Origin of the sequence: Streptomyces sp. NPDC001868 (genome assembly GCF_040297125.1) — a bacterium.
GTDB lineage: Bacteria > Actinomycetota > Actinomycetes > Streptomycetales > Streptomycetaceae > Streptomyces.
In genome coordinates this window covers 72,550-90,787 of the sequence record NZ_JBEOYO010000039.1, presented here as the reverse complement: position 1 = coordinate 90,787, position 18,238 = coordinate 72,550, and the positions used below count along the sequence as shown (strand labels likewise).

The 18,238-nt window shown below is 68.3% G+C and carries 14 protein-coding genes and 3 tRNA genes; 11 read left to right on the top strand and 6 right to left on the bottom strand.

The window, feature by feature from the left end; all coding sequences use genetic code 11:
* Nucleotides 1–162: 162 nt before the first annotated feature.
* Complete coding sequence (locus ABT147_RS33695) at nucleotides 163–987, top strand: Fpg/Nei family DNA glycosylase (protein WP_351413309.1); 825 nt, start codon at nucleotides 163–165, stop codon at nucleotides 985–987.
* Nucleotides 988–1,024: 37 nt separating this feature from the next.
* Here ABT147_RS33695 and ABT147_RS33690 read toward each other — a convergent pair whose 3' ends face one another.
* Entirely contained in the window at nucleotides 1,025–2,275 is a 1,251-nt protein-coding gene (locus ABT147_RS33690; RefSeq protein WP_351413308.1) for a GNAT family N-acetyltransferase, read from the bottom strand.
* Nucleotides 2,276–2,500: 225 nt separating this feature from the next.
* On the opposite strand from ABT147_RS33690, the gene ABT147_RS33685 reads away from it, so the two are divergent.
* Both ABT147_RS33685 and ABT147_RS33680 read left to right on the top strand, forming a co-directional pair.
* A complete protein-coding gene (locus ABT147_RS33685) occupies nucleotides 2,501–3,673 on the top strand; it encodes a SpoIIE family protein phosphatase (protein WP_351413306.1) in 1,173 nt (390 codons plus the stop codon).
* A gap of 311 nt (nucleotides 3,674–3,984) precedes the next feature.
* On the top strand, nucleotides 3,985–4,473 hold the full coding sequence (locus ABT147_RS33680; protein WP_351413304.1) for an HD domain-containing protein: 489 nt from the start codon (nucleotides 3,985–3,987) through the stop codon (nucleotides 4,471–4,473).
* A gap of 28 nt (nucleotides 4,474–4,501) precedes the next feature.
* Here the strand turns inward: ABT147_RS33680 and ABT147_RS33675 are convergent, their stop codons facing one another.
* Entirely contained in the window at nucleotides 4,502–5,704 is a 1,203-nt protein-coding gene (locus ABT147_RS33675) for an acyltransferase family protein (protein ID WP_351413302.1), read from the bottom strand.
* Between the two features lie 579 nt (nucleotides 5,705–6,283).
* Here ABT147_RS33675 and ABT147_RS33670 point away from each other — a divergent pair.
* Nucleotides 6,284–6,478 (top strand): hypothetical protein, encoded by a 195-nt coding sequence (locus ABT147_RS33670; RefSeq protein WP_033526477.1) that lies wholly within the window; start codon nucleotides 6,284–6,286, stop codon nucleotides 6,476–6,478.
* Nucleotides 6,479–6,571: 93 nt separating this feature from the next.
* Here ABT147_RS33670 and ABT147_RS33665 read toward each other — a convergent pair.
* Nucleotides 6,572–6,702 (bottom strand) — tRNA-OTHER (locus tag ABT147_RS33665).
* Nucleotides 6,703–6,764: 62 nt separating this feature from the next.
* Nucleotides 6,765–7,097: a DUF6083 domain-containing protein gene (locus tag ABT147_RS33660; RefSeq protein ID WP_351413322.1), complete on the bottom strand. Its 333-nt coding sequence runs from the start codon at nucleotides 7,095–7,097 to the stop codon at nucleotides 6,765–6,767.
* 1,550 nt (nucleotides 7,098–8,647) lie between these two features.
* Between ABT147_RS33660 and ABT147_RS33655 the strand changes: the two genes are divergently transcribed.
* Nucleotides 8,648–9,190 carry a tyrosine-type recombinase/integrase gene (locus ABT147_RS33655; RefSeq protein ID WP_351413319.1) on the top strand — a complete coding sequence of 181 codons (543 nt, stop codon included), beginning with the start codon at nucleotides 8,648–8,650 and terminating at the stop codon, nucleotides 9,188–9,190.
* 66 nt (nucleotides 9,191–9,256) lie between these two features.
* Here ABT147_RS33655 and ABT147_RS33650 read toward each other — a convergent pair.
* Nucleotides 9,257–9,330 (bottom strand) — tRNA-Gly (locus ABT147_RS33650).
* A gap of 177 nt (nucleotides 9,331–9,507) precedes the next feature.
* Between ABT147_RS33650 and ABT147_RS33645 the strand changes: the two genes are divergently transcribed.
* From ABT147_RS33645 to clpX, 5 genes are all read left to right on the top strand, one after another.
* Nucleotides 9,508–9,584, top strand: a tRNA-Pro gene (locus ABT147_RS33645).
* Nucleotides 9,585–9,783: 199 nt separating this feature from the next.
* Nucleotides 9,784–11,184 (top strand): trigger factor, encoded by a 1,401-nt coding sequence (gene tig / locus ABT147_RS33640; RefSeq protein WP_351413299.1) that lies wholly within the window; start codon nucleotides 9,784–9,786, stop codon nucleotides 11,182–11,184.
* 410 nt (nucleotides 11,185–11,594) lie between these two features.
* A complete protein-coding gene (locus ABT147_RS33635) occupies nucleotides 11,595–12,206 on the top strand; it encodes an ATP-dependent Clp protease proteolytic subunit (protein WP_351413317.1) in 612 nt (203 codons plus the stop codon).
* A gap of 82 nt (nucleotides 12,207–12,288) precedes the next feature.
* The gene (locus tag ABT147_RS33630; protein ID WP_351413297.1) at nucleotides 12,289–12,969 is read left to right on the top strand and encodes an ATP-dependent Clp protease proteolytic subunit; all 681 of its coding nucleotides are present in this window, start codon (nucleotides 12,289–12,291) and stop codon (nucleotides 12,967–12,969) included.
* A gap of 204 nt (nucleotides 12,970–13,173) precedes the next feature.
* On the top strand, nucleotides 13,174–14,460 hold the full coding sequence (gene clpX / locus ABT147_RS33625; protein ID WP_005479362.1) for an ATP-dependent Clp protease ATP-binding subunit ClpX: 1,287 nt from the start codon (nucleotides 13,174–13,176) through the stop codon (nucleotides 14,458–14,460).
* A 75-nt stretch (nucleotides 14,461–14,535) separates the two neighbouring features.
* Here clpX and ABT147_RS33620 read toward each other — a convergent pair whose 3' ends face one another.
* Complete coding sequence (locus ABT147_RS33620) at nucleotides 14,536–15,462, bottom strand: hypothetical protein (protein ID WP_351413295.1); 927 nt, start codon at nucleotides 15,460–15,462, stop codon at nucleotides 14,536–14,538.
* A 138-nt stretch (nucleotides 15,463–15,600) separates the two neighbouring features.
* On the opposite strand from ABT147_RS33620, the gene ABT147_RS33615 reads away from it, so the two are divergent.
* Entirely contained in the window at nucleotides 15,601–18,231 is a 2,631-nt protein-coding gene (locus tag ABT147_RS33615) for a valine--tRNA ligase (protein ID WP_351413293.1), read from the top strand.
* Nucleotides 18,232–18,238: the final 7 nt, after the last annotated feature.

The window sequence follows — 18,238 nt, the reverse complement described above, 5'->3', positions numbered from 1 at the left end:
CCTGAAAAAGCAGGGGCTGCGCCCCGTGCTTTTTCAACGGCCCGCAGGGGCCGTTGCCTTTAGGGGCGCGGGGAACTGCGCGAGCAACCCCCACCGAACCCACACCCAAAATCACCCCCGACCCACCCCCCCACCCACCCCGCCGAACCGCCGGAGGCCCCCGTGCCGGAGGGGCACACCATCCACCGCCTCGCCGAAGACTGCCTCACCCACTTCGGCGGCACAGCACACCGCACCCACGTCACCAGCCCCCAGGGCAAGTTCGCCGACGCCGCGGCCCTCCTCACCGGCACCCCCCTCCACGCCGCCGAGGCCCACGGCAAGCACCTCTTCCTGCACTTCGGCGACCCCGACGCCGAGGAACGGGTCCACATCCACCTGGGCCTCTTCGGCAAGGTCACCATCGGCCCGGCCCCCGCGCCCCCGCCCACGGACACCGTCCGCCTGCGGCTGCGCAACGACACCTCGTACCTGGACCTGCGCGGCCCGACGACCTGCGCCCTGATCACGGACGCCGAGAAGCAGGCCGTACACGCCCGCCTCGGCCCGGACCCCCTGCGCCCCGACGCCGATCCGGCCCGCGCCTACGCGCGCGTCTCCCGCAGCCGTACGACGATCGCCGCGCTCCTCCTGGACCAGAAGGTGATCGCGGGCGTCGGCAACGTCTACCGCGCCGAGGTCCTCTTCCGGCACGGCATCGACCCGTACCGCGCGGGCAAGGACGTCACCGCGGCGGAGTGGGCCGCGATCTGGACCGACCTCGTCGCCCTCATGCGCGAGGGCGTCCGCCACAACCGCATCGACACCGTCCGCCCGGAACACACCCCCGAGGCCATGGGCCGCCCGCCGCGCGTCGACGACCACGGCGGCGAGGTGTACGTGTACCGCAGGGCGGCCCTGCCCTGCCACATCTGTGGCGGCGAGATCCGCACCGCCGATCTCGCCGCCCGCAACCTCTTCTGGTGCCCGGCCTGCCAACAGAGGTGAACCCCGGTACCGCGGACGCGATCGAGGCCTCCGTGGCCTAGAACCCGTGCGGCAACCAGGGAGCCAACCCGGACGTGAGGAACGCCACGGACGCCTCCGCCAGCGCCCCCTGCCGCAACTCCCGCACCCGCCCGGCCGCCGCCAGGGAGGACAGGCTCACCCCGCCCAGATACGCCGTCCCCAACTCCCGTACGGACAGGGAGACCTCGGCGGCGTCGGCGGTCCGCTCGCAGGTGGCGCCCTTGGGGTCACCGGTCAGCCGCCAACGCCCCTCGTTCCAGGGGCAGAAGGCGTCCTCGACCTCGAACACCACGTCCAGCGGCGCCTGATAGGTCCGCGCCCGGAGCGCGGCGCCGAGGTCCACGAGCCGCAGGTACAGATCGTCCACCACCCGCAGCCCGCACCGGCGGACGTCCGACACCAGATGCAGCGCGGGCTCGTCCACGGGCAGCCGGTGGGCGACCACGCACCGCGTCAGATCGATGTCGAAGAGGAACCGCCACAACGCGGCGTGCGCGGCTGGATCCACGGCCTCCAGCGAACTCAGCTGGACGACCCCCTCCGCCCCGCCCGGCCCCCAGTCGGCCTTGGTCCGGAAGCGCGCGTACCCGACCACCCCGGAACCGTCCCCGTCACCGGGCCGCTCGGCCACCACGCACTGCAGGTGCGACGCTCCCCCCTCCCGGTGGCGGTCCGTGTCCAGCAGATCCAACCGCTCCCAGCCGGGCCGCCGCTCCAGCATCCCCGGCCGCCCCGGGACCCGTCGCGCGTACACCGACTCGCACGCGTCGAGCACTTCGGCGGGGTCCGCGTACCGCAGCCGTACGTCATCGGTACCGGGCGGGACGGACAGCCGTACGCGGGTGGTGTCGATGTCGGCGGCGAGGCGCTGTGTGGCCAGGCCGTACCCGAACCGGCCGTAGATCACCGGCTCGGACGCGGTCAGCACGGCCAGCGGCTCGCCCCAGGAGCGGATGTCGTCCAACTGCCGTCGCATCATGGACGTCAGTACCCCGCGCCGCCGGTGCGTGGCCGCGACACCGACCATCGTGACGCCCGCCGCCGGGACGACGGCGCCCCCGGGAACCGTGAGCCGGAAGTCGAACGCCCCGGCCGACCCCACGCATTGATCGCCGTCCCACGCGCCGACGGAACGGTCGTACGGTGTCAGGGCCTGCCACAACTCCCGTTCCTCGGCCGGTTCCGGGGCTCCGCCGAAGGCGCGGAGGAGGTTGTCGTACCAGACGGTCCAGTCTTCCTTGCGCAGCGCCCGCAGCTCAGTCGTCATACGCCATGCCTAGCAGGGCGATCCGATACGAGCGAGTGAATTTGCCCCGCGCGTCGCCGTTCGACGTGGGATCCTTCCCAGGTGCCGCACGGAGGGCGCACGGGGGCCGAAGAGCGCGTTCCGGTGTGAGATCTGTGTGAGATTCGTCGTGAACCGGCCCTCGGAAGGGGGACAAGTAGGACCTCCTGTGCACAGGGGCTGGTCCGATGGATAAGGTCCCGAACAATGGCAGCAGGACGAGAGCGGCGCGCGGCGGCCGATACGCTCACGGCCCGGATGAAGAAGCTGGTTCACCGGGCCCGCACCGGCCTGCGCAAATCCGCCGTCGACTACTTCCGCGGGGACGGCTCCGACTGGATCGCCCTCGCCGGTCTGCTGCTGATGATCCCGCTGATCGCCTGTCTCACGATGATCGACGAGGTGTGGTTCTCACCCGCCGTCCTCGTCCTCCCCATCGTCGCGGGCGGCCTGCTGCTCCGCCCCGCCAGCCTCCTCGGTCTGTACGCGGCCGCCGCGACCGCGCTGATCGTGGAGTCCGTGAAGCTCGGCCCCTACACCGAGGGCCCCGCCAGAGTCACCCCCGGCATAGTGCTCGTGGTCGCAGCCTGCGGTTTCTTCGGCCTGCTCATCGCCCAGTTCCGCAGCCGCGTCGGCGTCCCCTGGCGGCGCGGCGGCACCATGCTCTTCGACCTGCGGGAACGCATCCGGGTCCAGAGCAAGTTGCCGCAGCTGCCCGCCGGTTGGCACCGCGAGATGGCCCTGCGCCCGGCGGGCGGCCAGTCCTTCTCGGGCGATTTCGTCGTGGCCGCCCGTACGAACGGCGGTCGCACCCTCGAAGTCGTCCTCACCGACGTCTCCGGCAAGGGCATGGACGCGGGCTCCCGAGCCCTGCTCCTCTCCGGCGCCTTCGGGGGTCTGCTGGGATCGCTCCCACCGCACGCGTTCCTCCCGGCGGCCAACGGCTACCTCCTCCGCCAGGACTGGGACGAGGGCTTCGCGACCTCCATCCACCTCGTCCTCGACCTCGACTCCGGCGACTACGAACTCTTCTCCGCCGGCCACCCACCGGGCCTCCAGCTCAGCGCCGGCACCGGCCGCTGGGAGGAGAAGGCCGCCGAGGGCCCCCTCCTCGGCGTCTACGACGGCGCCCAGTTCGACCCCGTCAAGGGCTCCCTCCGCCCCGGCGACGTCCTCATGCTCTTCACCGACGGCCTCGTCGAGACCTCCGACCGCGACATCGTCGAAGGTATCGACCGCCTCACCGGCGAAGCCGACCGCTACGTGGCCGGCGGCTTCCACGGCGCCGCCTGGCACCTCATCGAAGCAGTAGCCAAAGACGTGAACGACGACCGAGCCCTCCTCCTGATCTGCCGAGAAGGCCCCACAGCCACCAAGTAACACCCCCAGGGGCACGGAGACCGCAGAGACCGGCACGCTCCCTTCAGGGCACCGGAGGACCGGCAAAGAACTGCACGGTCTTTGAGGGCCGAGGAACCACGCGGTCGTTGAAGGGCCAAGGGCAACTGCGGCTTTTCAGGGGCGCGGGGAACTGCGCGATCAACCCCGACGAACCCGCACCCGCCAACGAACCCGTCCCCCCGAGCTACTGGGCGCCCAAGGGGGTCGAAGGGGCACAGCCCCTGAAGGATGGGACGGGTAGGGGCGGCGGGGGCGACAATCCACCCACCACAAGACAGGAGCCCACCCCCATGACACCCCCAACTCCCCTCTCCCTCCCCGAAGTAGAAACCCTCGCAAGAGCCGCACACGCCACCCAAACAGACAAAGCGGGCAGACCCTACACCGAACACCTCCAAGCGGTGGCCCACGGCGTGAAGACAAGAGGCGGCGACCCGGACCAGATCGCCGCAGCCTGGCTCCACGACGCCATAGAGGACAACGCCCTCACCGAGGATTGGCTCACCGAAGCCCCCCTGACCCCCCGCACCAAGGCCATCGTCCTCGCCCTCACCAAACACCCCGACGAACCCCCAGAGGCCTACGCCACCCGCATCCTCGCCACCCCCGGCGCCCTCCTCGTCAAACAGTCCGACCTCGCCCACAACGCGAACCCGACCCGCCTCGCCGCCCTGGACGACCCCACCCGCACCCGCCTGACCCACAAGTACGCCCACATGCGAAACCTCCTCGGCCTGTCGGAAGAACCGACGGCCGAGGAGGCAACGGACACCCCCTGAAGGGGACAAGGAAACCCGGGGCGACGACCTACGCCTTGGCCCCGACCTTCCCCCGCTCACGAGCCAACTCGGTGGCATCCCGCTTGAACGCCCACTCCATCTTCGGCTCCATGGCGAACCGGAACATCCGCTGCACCGGCGGCGTGCACAGCACAGTGATCACGGCCGCGGCGAAGAAGGTGAGAACAAGCTCGCCCACCGGCTGGTAGACCCACGCGTTGGCGTCGTACCAGTCCCAGAACCGCGAGCCCTTCGCGAGGAACCCGTGCAGCAGATAGCCGTACAGCGTGCCCGCGCCCAGCACGGTGAACCACATCTTCCGCCGGGGCACCCAGGCGAAGAAGCACGTGGTGAGCACCATGGAGCAGCCGAACAGCGCCAGGGTCATGACGACCCCGGCCCACCAGGGCGCCCCCAACTCCTGCGCGCTGTCCCGGTGGTAGAACCAGGCCGAGTTCATGTGCGGACCCACCCAGTACGCCAGCGCCAGCGCGCTCACCGCCACCGGCACGGACAGGATCCGCACCTCACGGCGCCGCATGAACTGGAAGTGCGAGGGCTTCATGAAGAGCCCGACGACAAAGAACGGCAGGAACTGCAGGACGCGCTGCAGATCCAGGTCGTCACCGATGTCGGGCGAGACCGACGCGAGCGCCGCGATGCCGAGCGCCACCGGGATCGGCCAGCGCACCACCTTCCACAGCGGCGTCGTCAGCCGCCACACGAACAGCGCGATCAGGAACCAGGTGAGGTACCAGGGGTCGAGCAGGCTGATCGGGTGCGAGGGGTCGTCGTTGCCGTACCGCTTGAAGACGGAGTACGCGACCTCGAAGAGGACGTACGGCACGGCTATGCCGGTGACCAGCCGCCGGAGCCGGTCGGGACGCATGTCGAAACTGCGCGAGAAGTAGCCGGAGATGATGATGAACGCCGGCATGTGGAACGTGTACACGAACATGTACAGCGCCTCGGCGGCCCGGCTGTGGTCGGTCAGCGGCTCCCACGCGTGCCCCATCGCGACGAGCACGATGGCGAGGTACTTGGCGTTGTCGAAGAACGCGTCACGTTGTTTGGCCGGTCTGGCGTCCGGGGAGGCGCCACTCGGCGTCGGGTGAGGGGACGAGGACTTCAGCGAGCGCGGACTCGGCACTCCGTCGGCCGGCGACTGTGGTGACTGTGCCGGCGGGAGCGGCGCCCTGGACCGGTCGTGCGGTCGCAGCGAGTTCGTCACAGACCCTCCCGCCGGGGACTCCGGGAGACGGTCCGAGCACTCGCTGCGCAAGTGGGGGACGAGGCAGCGGTGAACATCTGAGGCACCCTAGCGTTGTCTGTGCGATTTCGTAAAACCATCCACGTGAATCCTGTATTGAGGAGTACTCGTGACTCACGGGTACCCGGGATTCGGTGAAGTCGTCATCGGGCAGAGCATCACCGTGTGTACACCGCACGGCGCATGGCATGCGACGGTCTGTCCGCATTCATCCCGACTAAATGGTGCATAGCGTGCGCAGGCGACTCCGGTGAAATGTCCGGTTAATTACCGCCCTGCCCCTGCCCCTTGATGTGTCTGTGGCAACAATTCGAATTACCTGCGCACGGGTTGTGTGTGCACGGCAACGATCATCCCGAATTCGCTCCCGGCACCCTCCTGTTGACCGGAGACGCGGGCGGCACGTGCGCGGTGCCGTGACCGACGTTGCCTCACCTGCTGCATATGACGGCCTGGTTGGTGGCACGATGGTTCTGGCGGGGTGCGCGTGGGGTCGGCGCCCCGGGCCGGGAGTGCGGACCGACCGAGGGTGTGATCTGTGTGGCCATTTCGCTGTCAGTGGTGCTCTTGCTGGGGATCATCCTGGTAGTCCTGATGCGAGGAGGGACGATCAAGGCCGGACCGGCCGTCGTCGCCATCCTCTTCGGCTTCTTCCTCGCCTCCACGGGTATGGCCGACGACATCCAACGCTTCCTGAACTCGATAGCGGACACGATCAACTCGATCCAGTTCTAGTGACCGCCCGGATACGTCCGAACACCCGCCGTGAGGCGACAAAAAACCTCCGGCCCGGTCCGAGGAATCCCTCGAAACCGGGCCGGAGGCCATTGGAGCGGGCGACGGGAATCGAACCCGCGTAGCTAGTTTGGAAGATCGCGTATGCGGACCGGGCCTGACCTGGCGACTCGCTGACGTGGGGGTTCTCGGCTGACTCCCCGGTGTTCCCCGCCACTGCCCGCCGGTCGCCACCTGATCGGGCACGCGAGAGACACGGACCGCACTCCGTGCTCGCCGCCGCGTTCTACGGCTCGCCCCACTCGGGAACGCACATCATGCGGTGGGCCGGCACGACCGGATCGCCTGGCAGTGGATCGATTCCACGGACCCGTACAGCCACGATATCCGTGGAGATGGGGGAGGGGGCCGGAAGCCTCGTCAAACGCCACCGGAAGGGCTCTGGGACGTCCTTGGCGGGTAACTCCACCATGGCGAGACTGACCCACCGGTCGTAGTTCGTGGGGCATATGCGGACCAAGCTTCCGCATTCGGGGCAAACGGGCGGCTCGATCCAAGTCACGTCGTCAGGGTCAAGGTCCGGTCTGGGAGCGGCTGTGGCTCCGTCGGCTTCGGCCATCTCGTTGGCGAAGGTGTTCCAGCACCTCTCGCAGTAGCTCGCCATGAGGCCGAACCGTCCGCGCTCACGCACGGTGTGGCTGGTCTCCCCGCAGCGATGGCATGCCGACTGGTCACGATCCCGAATCGCCCCCATGTGTTTGAGTGTGGGCGAATCTGACCGGATCCCGGTAGGTCGCGATTTGGCCTCATTCGACGACCAGAGGTGCAGTCATCCAAGGGCGGAGACGGGCTTGACCTGAGGTGTCATTGCCAAAAAGAGGTGGGCTTGCCAGTCTCTGAGCCAGTACGATCCGTCTGGCCATGAGTCGTTTTAGCGGCCCAAGACGTCGTACGCGGGTTCGCCCGATGCGGAAACCCCGGTTCGAATCCGGGCCGTGGCCACCTCGACACGTCCACCCCTTCCTACCCCGGCCTGCCCGCTCGATGCGAACTGCGGGCGCGGAGGTCGGTGAGGTCTCCCGGGCTGGCCAAGAGGATCTTGGGGTCTCTGGATGGTCACATGCGGTCACCCCGGAGAGGCCTGGTCTCATCCTTGTCAGGTCGATCATGGGGCGTCGGCGTCGTAGGCCAACCGGCCGTGATCCTCGGCTGATCGTCCGCTGAGGTTCGGCACTGACCGCTGCTGTACGGGCCTGTTGGTGTCAAGTGTTGGTGCTAAGGCTTCGACAAGCTCGGGGTACCTGTACGCCGGATCATCTTCACAACGCGCGCCGCATGTTCCGCGCGGACCCATAGTCGTACAGGCCCCGCAGACGATTCACACTCGATCACCAGCGCGCCGCTCGGGAGCAACAACGCTTCGCGAAAGCTCGCTTCGCGTGCGGAGACATAGCGCAGATCTGTCGGGAGTTCACGCAGACGCGTCCACGACCAGCGAGGTTTCCACCGGAACTCACTTCCGGCCGGTACCCGGCCAAGGCTGTATTGGCGCCCCTCGGCTGGCAGGTTAGCCCCGACCTGGAAGAAGACTGCTTCCCCTACTTCGGCCCGAGCAGCTGTCCGCCGCGCTCGCCGTGCCACGAGTATCGTCCCGATCACGGAGCCAACGAAGACCCAGAGCCCCGTAATCACGCCCGTAACCATGCGGGAAGTAAAACAGGTGGCTAACTGATGGCCAAGAGGTTAGGCGCGCCTCTGACCTGACATCGCCCACCACTGTACGAACGACCTTGACGCCCTGGGCCGCGTCTGTTCGGCTCTGCCTGGGTCGACGGCAGACGGGATGGGAGCCCCCGCACCAGCCACTCACCGCCGGCACTCGCGAACGGCCCCCTGCCATCTCGGAGCCTGAGCGCCCCCGCCGGAGGCTTGTTCGTAGCGTGGCTGCTCTGCACGGTGATCGGCTCATGGCCCTCGGCCCTATCCACCTGTGGGCGCGCGTCGGCGTCGGCGGCGCCGAGCGGGCCGAAGGTAGGAGCGCGGGCGCGGCCAGAGCCGGGAAGCGCGCCCGGCGGAGCCGAGCGCAGCCGGGGCTTGATGAGGTAGAGAAACCTGTAACAGCTCGGCTAGACGACAGCGCTTCGATCGGCCAAGTCGCGCAGCGTCGGCCTGCGGTGGGGCGAACTGATCCGGCTGCACCGCCGGGACATCGACCTCGACCACGCTGCCGTGCGAGTCCGCCGTGCGGTGGCCGAACTGAACAACGGCCAGCGGGAGATCAAGGCACCCAAGAGCGCGGCCGGCAAGCGCACGGTGGCGATCCCGGCAGCGATCGTCCCCGACCTCCGCGTACACCTGGAGCTGTACGCCGAACGCGGTGCTGACGGTCGGGTGTTCGTCGGAGCCAAGGGGGCCACTCCGCGCCGTAACCACTTCAACCGGCTGTGGCGCAAGGCGTGTTCGGATGCCGGGATCAAGGGGCTCCACTTCCATGACCTCCGCCACACGGGGAACACCCTCGCCGCGTCGACCGGCGCGAGCACGCGTGAGCTGATGTCGCGGATGGGTCACAGCACCGCCCGCGCCGACCGTGACCGGCTGATCGCCGATGCCGTGAGCGGGCTCGTCAACAAGGCGCGGAAGAAGATCCGGAAGGCCAAGAAGAAGCAAGATCGAAAGCCCAAGGGGCACGAGGGGGACACGGCGGGCTGATCGGGACCCCCGAAAGCGATCAGGGCCAGGCGGAGGAGTGATCCTCTGACCTGGCCCTGAGTCGTATGGAGCGGGCGACGGGAATCGAACCCGCGTAGCTAGTTTGGAAGACTAGGGCTCTACCATTGAGCTACGCCCGCACAGCTCGCGCCGCAGGTTGGACGACCGCGGCACAGAAGGCATCGTAGCGGGTCGGGTGCCCCCGCCGCACACCCCTTCCCGACCGCGCCCGTCGCCCGCCGTCGCACGCCCCCGCGCACTCGGTAAATGCGGCAACCGCATGGCCTGCGGGCATGTACCCTACGTGTCGCACCAGACGGGGTGTGGCGCAGCTTGGTAGCGCGTCCGCTTTGGGAGCGGAAGGCCGTGGGTTCAAATCCCGCCACCCCGACCACCGCGCCGGTACGGCACGAGCGCCACCGGCGAGATCACCTTTTGGGGCGTGTACCGCCTGCGGTTACTATGCAAGCTGCGCGCCCGTGTGTCTGCACTCTGACGTCCCTCAAGGGCCGCGAATCTTGCCGAAGCCCCGCCGTACCCGGCGGGGGACATCGGCAGAACCCCAAGAAGTCAGCCCCCAAGGAGACCGAACCGTGAAGAGCGCCGTGGAGACCCTGAACCCGACCCGGGTTCGGCTCAGCATCGAGGTGCCCTTCGAGGAGCTCAAGGACAGCCTCGACGCGGCGTACAAGAAGATCAACCAGCAGGTCACGGTGAAGGGCTTCCGCAAGGGCAAGATCCCGGCCCGCGTCATCGACCAGCGGTTCGGCCGCGGTGCGGTCCTGGAGGAGGCGGTCAACGACGCGCTTCCGAAGTTCTACACCGACGCGGTCAACGAGGCCGAGCTCAACGTCCTGGGCCAGCCCGAGGTCGACATCACGGAGCTGAAGGACGGCGAGACGCTGAACTTCACCGCCGAGGTCGACGTCCGCCCGACCATCGAGATCCCGGACTACTCCGGCATCGAGGTCGAGGTCGACGCCGTCGAGGTCACCGAAGAGGACATCGAGAAGGCGGTCGAGCAGCTGCGCGAGCGCTTCGCCTCCACCTCCCCGGTCGAGCGTGCCGCCGAGGACGGCGACGTCGTGACGATCGACCTGGAGGCCAAGGTCGACGGCGAGATCCTGGAGGACGGCGTCGCCGACGGCGTCTCCTACACCATCGGCTCCGGTGAGCTGCTGGACGGCATCGACGACGCCGTGAAGGGCCTGGAGGCCGGTGGCGAGGCCACCTTCACCTCCGAGCTCAAGGGCGGCTCGGCGGCCGGCAAGGAGGCCGAGGTCACCGTCAAGGTCACCCAGGTCGCCGCCCGTGAACTGCCGGCCCTGGACGACGAGTTCGCCCAGCTCGCCTCGGAGTTCGACACCCTCGAGGAGCTCCAGGCGGACAGCCGCAAGCGCCTGGAGAACATGAAGCAGTACGACCAGGCCACGCAGGCCCAGGAGCGCGTCCTCGAGAAGCTCCTGGAGATCGTCGAGGTGCCCGTCCCCGAGAAGCTCCTCGAGGACGAGATCAACACCCGCAAGCACAACCTGGAGCACCACCAGCTCGGCCAGATGGGTCTCGACCTCGAGAAGTACCTCGAGATCCAGGGCAAGACGGTCGAGGAGTTCGAGGCCGAGACCAAGGAAGCGGCCGTCAAGGGCATCAAGACCCAGTTCGTCCTCGACGAGCTGGTCGCCAAGGAGAAGCTGAACGTCAACCAGGAGGAGCTCACCGAGCACCTCATGCGCCGTGCGGCCTCCTCGGGCATGTCCCCGGACCAGTTCGCCCAGGCCGTCGTCCAGAACAACCAGGTCCAGCTCCTGGTCGGCGAGGTCGCCCGCGGCAAGGCCCTGGCCCTCGTCGTCGAGTCCTCCACCGTGAAGGACACCAACGGCGAGATCGTCGACCTGGACGACGAGGAGGACGAGACCACCGAGGAGACCCCGGCTGCCGCCGAGGCCGCCGAGGAGGCCCCGGAGGCCGCCGCCGAGGAGAAGAACGAGGCCTGACCACCCCGCTAGGCGGTGGATGGCTTACGACGGGCCCCTGGATCACTCGTGACCCAGGGGCCCGTCGGCCTACCCAGGGGCGCGGGGAACCGCGCGACCGGCCCCCTACGAGCCGCACGCGCCGACACCCCTCGCGTGGCAGACGCGTCCGCGGCCTGTGGACGGCCGGCCGCGCAGTTCCCCGCGCCCCTGAGGCGGCCCGGTGGCGACCGGGCACCCCTGCTCAGCCCAGCGGAGCACATGCGCTGACAGCGAACAGTTCCCTCTGCGGGATTCACCGGCGGAGCCACCGCGTTAGGGTCCATGAATACGAGGGCTGGGCTGTCGGCAAAGGCTCGGCCCCCGGAAGGGAAACGTGAAGACGGCCCGGCGCCGTCGTAAGACGAGCAGGTGGATACGTGACGAATCTGATGCCCTATGCCGCCGGCGAGCCTTCCATCGGTGGTGGCCTCGGCGACCAGGTCTACAACCGGCTGCTTGGCGAGCGGATCATCTTCCTCGGCCAGCCGGTCGACGACGACATTGCCAACAAGATCACCGCACAGTTGCTGCTCCTTGCCGCCGACCCCGACAAGGACATCTACCTCTACATCAACAGCCCCGGCGGATCGATCACGGCCGGCATGGCGATCTACGACACGATGCAGTTCATCAAGAACGACGTGGTGACCATCGCGATGGGCCTCGCGGCCTCGATGGGCCAGTTCCTGCTGAGCGCGGGCACCCCCGGCAAGCGTTTCGCCCTGCCGAACGCCGAGATCCTGATCCACCAGCCCTCCGCCGGCCTGGCCGGTTCGGCCTCGGACATCAAGATCCACGCGGAGCGGCTGCTGCACACCAAGAGGCGCATGGCCGAGCTGACCTCCCAGCACACCGGTCAGTCGGTCGAGCAGGTCACCCGTGACTCGGACCGTGACCGCTGGTTCGACGCCTTCGAGGCCAAGGAGTACGGCCTCATCGACGACGTGATCCCCACGGCCGCCGGTATGCCGGGCGGCGGCGGCACCGGGGCAGGGCAGTAGTGACGGCACCCGCCGGCACTCGCACCCCCGTAAAGCCCCCAGCCGACCGCCACAGCCCCTCTCAGGCTCCCAGGAGACCACAGTGAACGACTTCGCCGGCAGCCGCCTCCACGACGGCGCAAGCTCTCAGTACTCGGGCCCGACGGCCGAGTCCCGTTATGTCATCCCGCGCTTCGTCGAGCGCACCTCGCAGGGCATCCGTGAGTACGACCCGTACGCGAAGCTCTTCGAGGAGCGGGTGATCTTCCTCGGGGTGCAGATCGACGACGCCTCCGCCAACGACGTCATGGCGCAGCTGCTGTGCCTGGAGTCGATGGACCCCGACCGGGACATCTCGGTCTACATCAACAGCCCCGGCGGCTCCTTCACGGCGCTCACCGCGATCTACGACACGATGCAGTTCGTGAAGCCCGACATCCAGACGGTCTGCATGGGCCAGGCGGCCTCCGCCGCCGCGATCCTGCTGGCCGCCGGTACGCCGGGCAAGCGCATGGCGCTGCCGAACGCCCGCGTCCTGATCCACCAGCCGTACAGCGAGACGGGCCGCGGTCAGGTCTCCGACCTGGAGATCGCCGCCAACGAGATCCTCCGGATGCGTGGGCAGCTGGAGGACATGCTGGCCAAGCACTCCACCACGCCGATCGAGAAGATCCGCGAGGACATCGAGCGCGACAAGATCCTCACGGCCGAGGACGCGCTGGCGTACGGCCTGATCGACCAGATCATCTCCACGCGGAAGATGAACAACGCGGACGTCCGCTGACGGCGGAAAGGCTGTATTGTCTGCCGCCCCTTGGCATGGTTGGCACCGTTTGACCCAGTGCACGACAAGGTGCACGACAAAGCGAACCGTGCCAAGGGGGGCCCGAACGGGGGGCCCGGCAAGGTACCGTCGACATAAGGCAGCACCAGGAGCCGCTGGATTTCAATGGTCCAGGCGTCTCCCATGGCGAAGGGGAAGCACACCGTGGCACGCATCGGTGACGGCGGCGATCTGCTCAAGTGCTCGTTCTGCGGCAAGAGCCAGAAGCAGGTCAAGAAGCTCATCGCAGGGCCCGGTGTGTACATCTGCGACGAGTGCATCGACCTCTGCAACGAGATCATCGAGGAGGAACTCGCCGAGACGAGCGAGGTCCGCTGGGAGGAACTCCCGAAGCCCCGCGAGATCTACGAGTTCCTGGAGGGGTACGTCGTCGGCCAGGAGGCGGCCAAGAAGGCGCTCTCCGTAGCCGTCTACAACCACTACAAGCGCGTCCAGGCCGGTGAGAACGGCGGCGGTCAAAGCCGTGAGGACGCCATCGAGTTGGCGAAGTCCAACATCCTCCTGCTGGGCCCCACGGGCTCGGGCAAGACCCTCCTCGCCCAGACCCTCGCGCGCATGCTGAACGTCCCGTTCGCGATCGCGGACGCGACGGCGCTGACGGAGGCCGGCTATGTCGGCGAGGACGTCGAGAACATCCTGCTGAAGCTGATCCAGGCGGCGGACTACGACGTCAAGAAGGCCGAGACGGGCATCATCTACATCGACGAGATCGACAAGGTCGCGAGGAAGAGTGAAAACCCTTCCATCACCCGCGACGTGTCGGGCGAGGGCGTCCAGCAGGCCCTGCTGAAGATCCTGGAAGGCACGACCGCCTCGGTCCCCCCGCAGGGCGGCCGCAAGCACCCCCACCAGGAGTTCATCCAGATCGACACGACGAACGTCCTGTTCATCGTGGGCGGTGCCTTCTCGGGCCTGGAGAAGATCATCGAGTCGAGGGCGGGTGCCAAGGGCATCGGCTTCGGCGCCACGATCCGCTCCAAGCGCGAGCTGGAGTCCAAGGACCAGTTCGAGGCCGTCATGCCGGAGGACCTGGTCAAGTTCGGCATGATCCCGGAGTTCATCGGCCGCCTCCCGGTCATCACCTCGGTCCACAACCTGGACCGTGAAGCCCTCCTCCAGATCCTCATCGAGCCCCGCAACGCGCTGGTGAAGCAGTACCAGCGCCTCTTCGAACTCGACGGCGTGGAACTGGACTTCGAACGCGAGGCCCTCGAAGCCATCGCCGACCAGGCCATCCTCCGCCAGACCGGCGCGCGAGGCCTGCGCGCCATCATGGAGGAAGTCCTCATGTCGGTCATGTACGAGGTCCCGTCCCGCAAGGACGTGGCCCGAGTAGTCATCAACGCCGACGTGGTCCGCTCCAACGTCAACCCGACGCTCATCCCGCGTGACGCGCGGGGGCGGGGGCCGGGGGAGCAGAAGACGGCGTAAGCCGGCGGCGGTACACGGACATCGAAAGGGGCCCCGGTCAACAGACCGGGGCCCCTTCGTGGTTGAGGGAGAGCGTCAGGCCTCGACGCGCACGTCGTTGCGCAGCTTGGCCGCCAACTCGGCCGCCTCGTCGATCGTCGAGCTCTTCCCGGCCGCCATCGCGGCCATGTCGATGGAGATCACGTAGGCGACCGTGCTGTGGTCACCCCAGATGCACACCGGCAGCGTCATGGTCTTGCCGCCTTCGGAGCCCTGGCTCTCCTGGCACTTCATGATGCCGTTCTCGAAGCCCTCGGGTGTGACCTCCTCGGGGCTGCCCACGAGTTTGCCGTCGGAGTCGGAACCCTTCTCGGATTCCGCCTTCATGCTGGCGAACATCGAGTCGATGACCTTCTCCGGGTCGTCGATCGTGCCGTACACCCCGGAGAACGTCAGGTTCTTGGCGGTGATGCCCTCACCCGACGTGTAGGTCGAGCGGACGTCCTTGGGGTTCTGCACACCCCAGTCCTCCGTCTGCTTGATCTCCTTGTCGGTCATCCCGCTGCTGCCGCCGTCCTCGCCCTTCTTGTACTGCCCGTCGACGACGGTCTCCGGCGTGGTCAGCTTGTGCGGCCCGTCATCCGCGATGTCCCCGCCACCACCCCCGCCGAGGACGAAGTACGCGCCCACCGCCACCGCCGCCACGACGGCGACCGCGCCCAGGATGATGCCGACCTTCTTGCCGCCACCGCCGGAGGGGACCGGCGGCTGGGGCACGGTCGGGTAGGGCTGCTGGCCGTACGGGGCCTGCTGCTGGCCGTAGGGCGGCGTCTGGGGCGGGACGCCCTGGGGGGCCTGCTGGGGGTACCCGTAACCCGGCTGCTGCGGAGGCGCCTGCTGCGGGTAGCCGTAGCCGGGCTGGGGGGCGGCCTGCGGCGGCTGCTGGCCGTAGGGGCCCGGCTGACCGTACGGTCCGGGCTGCTGGGGCTGCCCGCCGTACGGGCCCGGCTGGTTGTGACTCATGCTCTGGGTTCCCCTCCAGAATGCTTATGTGTTCCTGACATCCTGGCGCAATCTCGATGGCCTCCGCGCACCGGGGTGCACACCGTTACCGAACAATCGGGTTTCGGGACCACCCCGTAACACCCCTAAACTGAGCGGGTGACCGAGAACGCTCAGCAGCAGCCTCCAGCGCCCGCCACCGATCTGCCGACCCAGTACGCGCCGGCCGATGTAGAGGGGACGCTGTACGAGCGCTGGGTAGAGCGCGGTTACTTCGCGGCCGACGCGAAGAGCGACAAGCCCGCGTACACCATCGTCATCCCGCCGCCGAACGTCACGGGCAGCCTGCACCTCGGGCACGCCTTCCAGCACACCCTCATGGACGCCCTCACCCGCCGTAAGCGCATGCAGGGTTACGAGTCCCTGTGGCTCCCCGGCATGGACCACGCTGGCATCGCCACCCAGAACAAGGTCGAGCAGCAGCTCGCCGAAGAGGGCAAGTCCCGCCACGACTTGGGGCGTGAGGAGTTCGTCGAGCGCGTCTGGCAGTGGAAGGAGGAGTACGGCGGCAAGATCCTCGGCCAGATGCGTCGGCTGGGCGACGGAGTGGACTGGGACCGTGAGCGGTTCACCATGGACGAAGGGCTGTCCAAGGCCGTCCAGACCATCTTCAAGCGGCTCTACGATGACGAGCTGATCTACCGCGCCGAGCGCATCATCAACTGGTGTCCCCGCTGTCTCACCGCGATCTCCGACATCGAGGTCGAGCACCAGGAGGACGCCGGCGAGCTGGTCTCCATCCGGTACGGCGAGGGGGAGGACAGCCTCGTCGTCGCCACCACGCGCGCGGAGACGATGCTCGGCGACACCGCCGTCGCCGTCCACCCGGACGACGAGCGGTACCAGCACCTCATCGGCAAGCTGATCAAGCTCCCGCTGACCGACCGCTCCATCCCGGTCGTCGCCGACACCCACGTCGACCCGGAGTTCGGCACGGGCGCGGTCAAGGTGACCCCGGCGCACGACCCGAACGACTTCGCGATCGGCCAGCGCCACGACCTGCCGTCCATGACGATCATGGACGAGCACGGTGTCATCACCGTCCACGGCCCCTTCCTCGGCCAGGACCGCTTCGAGGCCCGCTCCGCCGTCGTCGGCGCGCTGCGCTCGCAGGGCCGGATCGTCGCCGAGAAGCGCCCGTACACCCACTCCGTCGGCCACTGCTCGCGCTGCAAGACCACGGTCGAGCCCCGGCTGTCCATGCAGTGGTGGGTCAAGGTCGGGCCCCTGGCCCAGGCCGCCGGTGACGCGGTCCGCGACGGCCGGGTCAAGATCCACCCCGAGGACATGTCGAAGCGCTACTTCGACTGGGTCGACAACATGTACGACTGGTGCATCTCGCGCCAGCTCTGGTGGGGCCACCGCATCCCGGTCTGGTACGGCCCGAACGGCGAGACGGTCTGCGTGGGCCCCGACGAGCAGCCGCCCGGCACGGAGGCGGAGGGCTGGACCCAGGACACCGACGTCCTGGACACCTGGTTCTCCTCCGGCCTGTGGCCGTTCTCCACGCTCGGCTGGCCCGAACAGACCGAGGACCTGCGGAAGTTCTACTCCACCGACGTCCTGCTCACCGGCCACGACATCATCTTCTTCTGGGTCGCCCGGATGATGATGTTCGGCCTGTACGCGATGGACGGCGAGGTCCCCTTCAAGACCATCGCGCTGACCGGCCTGGTCCGCGACGAGCGCGGCAAGAAGATGTCGAAGTCCTTCGGCAACGTCGTCGACCCGCTCGACTGGATGGACAAGTACGGCTCCGACGCGCTCCGCTTCACCCTCGCGCGCGGCGCCAACCCGGGCACCGACGTCCCCATCGGCGAGGACTGGGTCCAGGCCTCCCGCAACTTCGCCAACAAGATCTGGAACGCGACCCGCTTCGCACTGATGAACGGCGCGACGGTGGCGGGCCCGCTGCCGGAGGCCTCGAAGCTCTCGGCGACCGACCGCTGGATCCTCGCCCGTCTCAACGAGACGGTCGAGCAGGTCGACGCGTACTACGAGGACTTCCAGTTCGCCAAGCTCAGCGACGCCTTGTTCCACTTCGCGTGGGACGAGGTCTTCGACTGGTACGTCGAGCTGTCCAAGACGACGTTCCAGGCGGGCGGCGAGGCGGCCGAGGTCAGCCAGCGCGTCCTGGGCGAGGTCCTCGACGTCACGCTGCGGCTCCTCCACCCGGTCATCCCGTTCGTCACGGACACCCTGTGGACGACGCTGACCGGCGGCGAGTCCCTCGTCATCGCCGACTGGCCCAAGGACAGCGGCTTCCGCGACGACGCCGCCGAACGGGAGATCGAGCTGGTCCAGCAGGTCGTCACCGAGGTCCGCCGCTTCCGCGCCGACCAGGGCCTCCAGCCCGGCCAGCGCGTTCCGGCCCGCCTGACGCTCGACGGTACGGTCCTGGCCCCGCACGAGGCCGCGATCCGTCAGCTCCTGCGTCTCCAGCCGGAGGGCGAGGGCTTCTCGGCCACCGCGACCCTGCCGGTGGCGGGTGCCGAGGTCGCCCTCGACCTCTCCGGAGTCATCGACGTCGCCGCCGAGCGCAAGCGCCTCGCGAAGGACCTCGCGGCGGCCGAGAAGGAGAAGGCCCAGGCCACGGCCAAGCTCGGCAACGAGGCGTTCCTCGCGAAGGCCCCGGACCAGGTCGTCGACAAGATCCGAGGGCGCCTCACCAAGGCCGACGAGGACATCGCCCGGATCGCCGCCCAGCTGGAGCGGTTGCCGAAGGCGTAGCCGTACG

Coding starts and splice junctions, on each gene's coding strand:
- ABT147_RS33690 (WP_351413308.1), bottom strand. CDS start 2,275: ATGACGACTGAGCTGCGGGCGCTGCGCAAGGAAGACTGGACCGTCTGG.
- ABT147_RS33685 (WP_351413306.1), top strand. CDS start 2,501: ATGGCAGCAGGACGAGAGCGGCGCGCGGCGGCCGATACGCTCACGGCC.
- ABT147_RS33680 (WP_351413304.1), top strand. CDS start 3,985: ATGACACCCCCAACTCCCCTCTCCCTCCCCGAAGTAGAAACCCTCGCA.
- ABT147_RS33660 (WP_351413322.1), bottom strand. CDS start 7,097: ATGGCCGAAGCCGACGGAGCCACAGCCGCTCCCAGACCGGACCTTGAC.
- ABT147_RS33635 (WP_351413317.1), top strand. CDS start 11,595: ATGCCCTATGCCGCCGGCGAGCCTTCCATCGGTGGTGGCCTCGGCGAC.
- ABT147_RS33620 (WP_351413295.1), bottom strand. CDS start 15,462: ATGAGTCACAACCAGCCGGGCCCGTACGGCGGGCAGCCCCAGCAGCCC.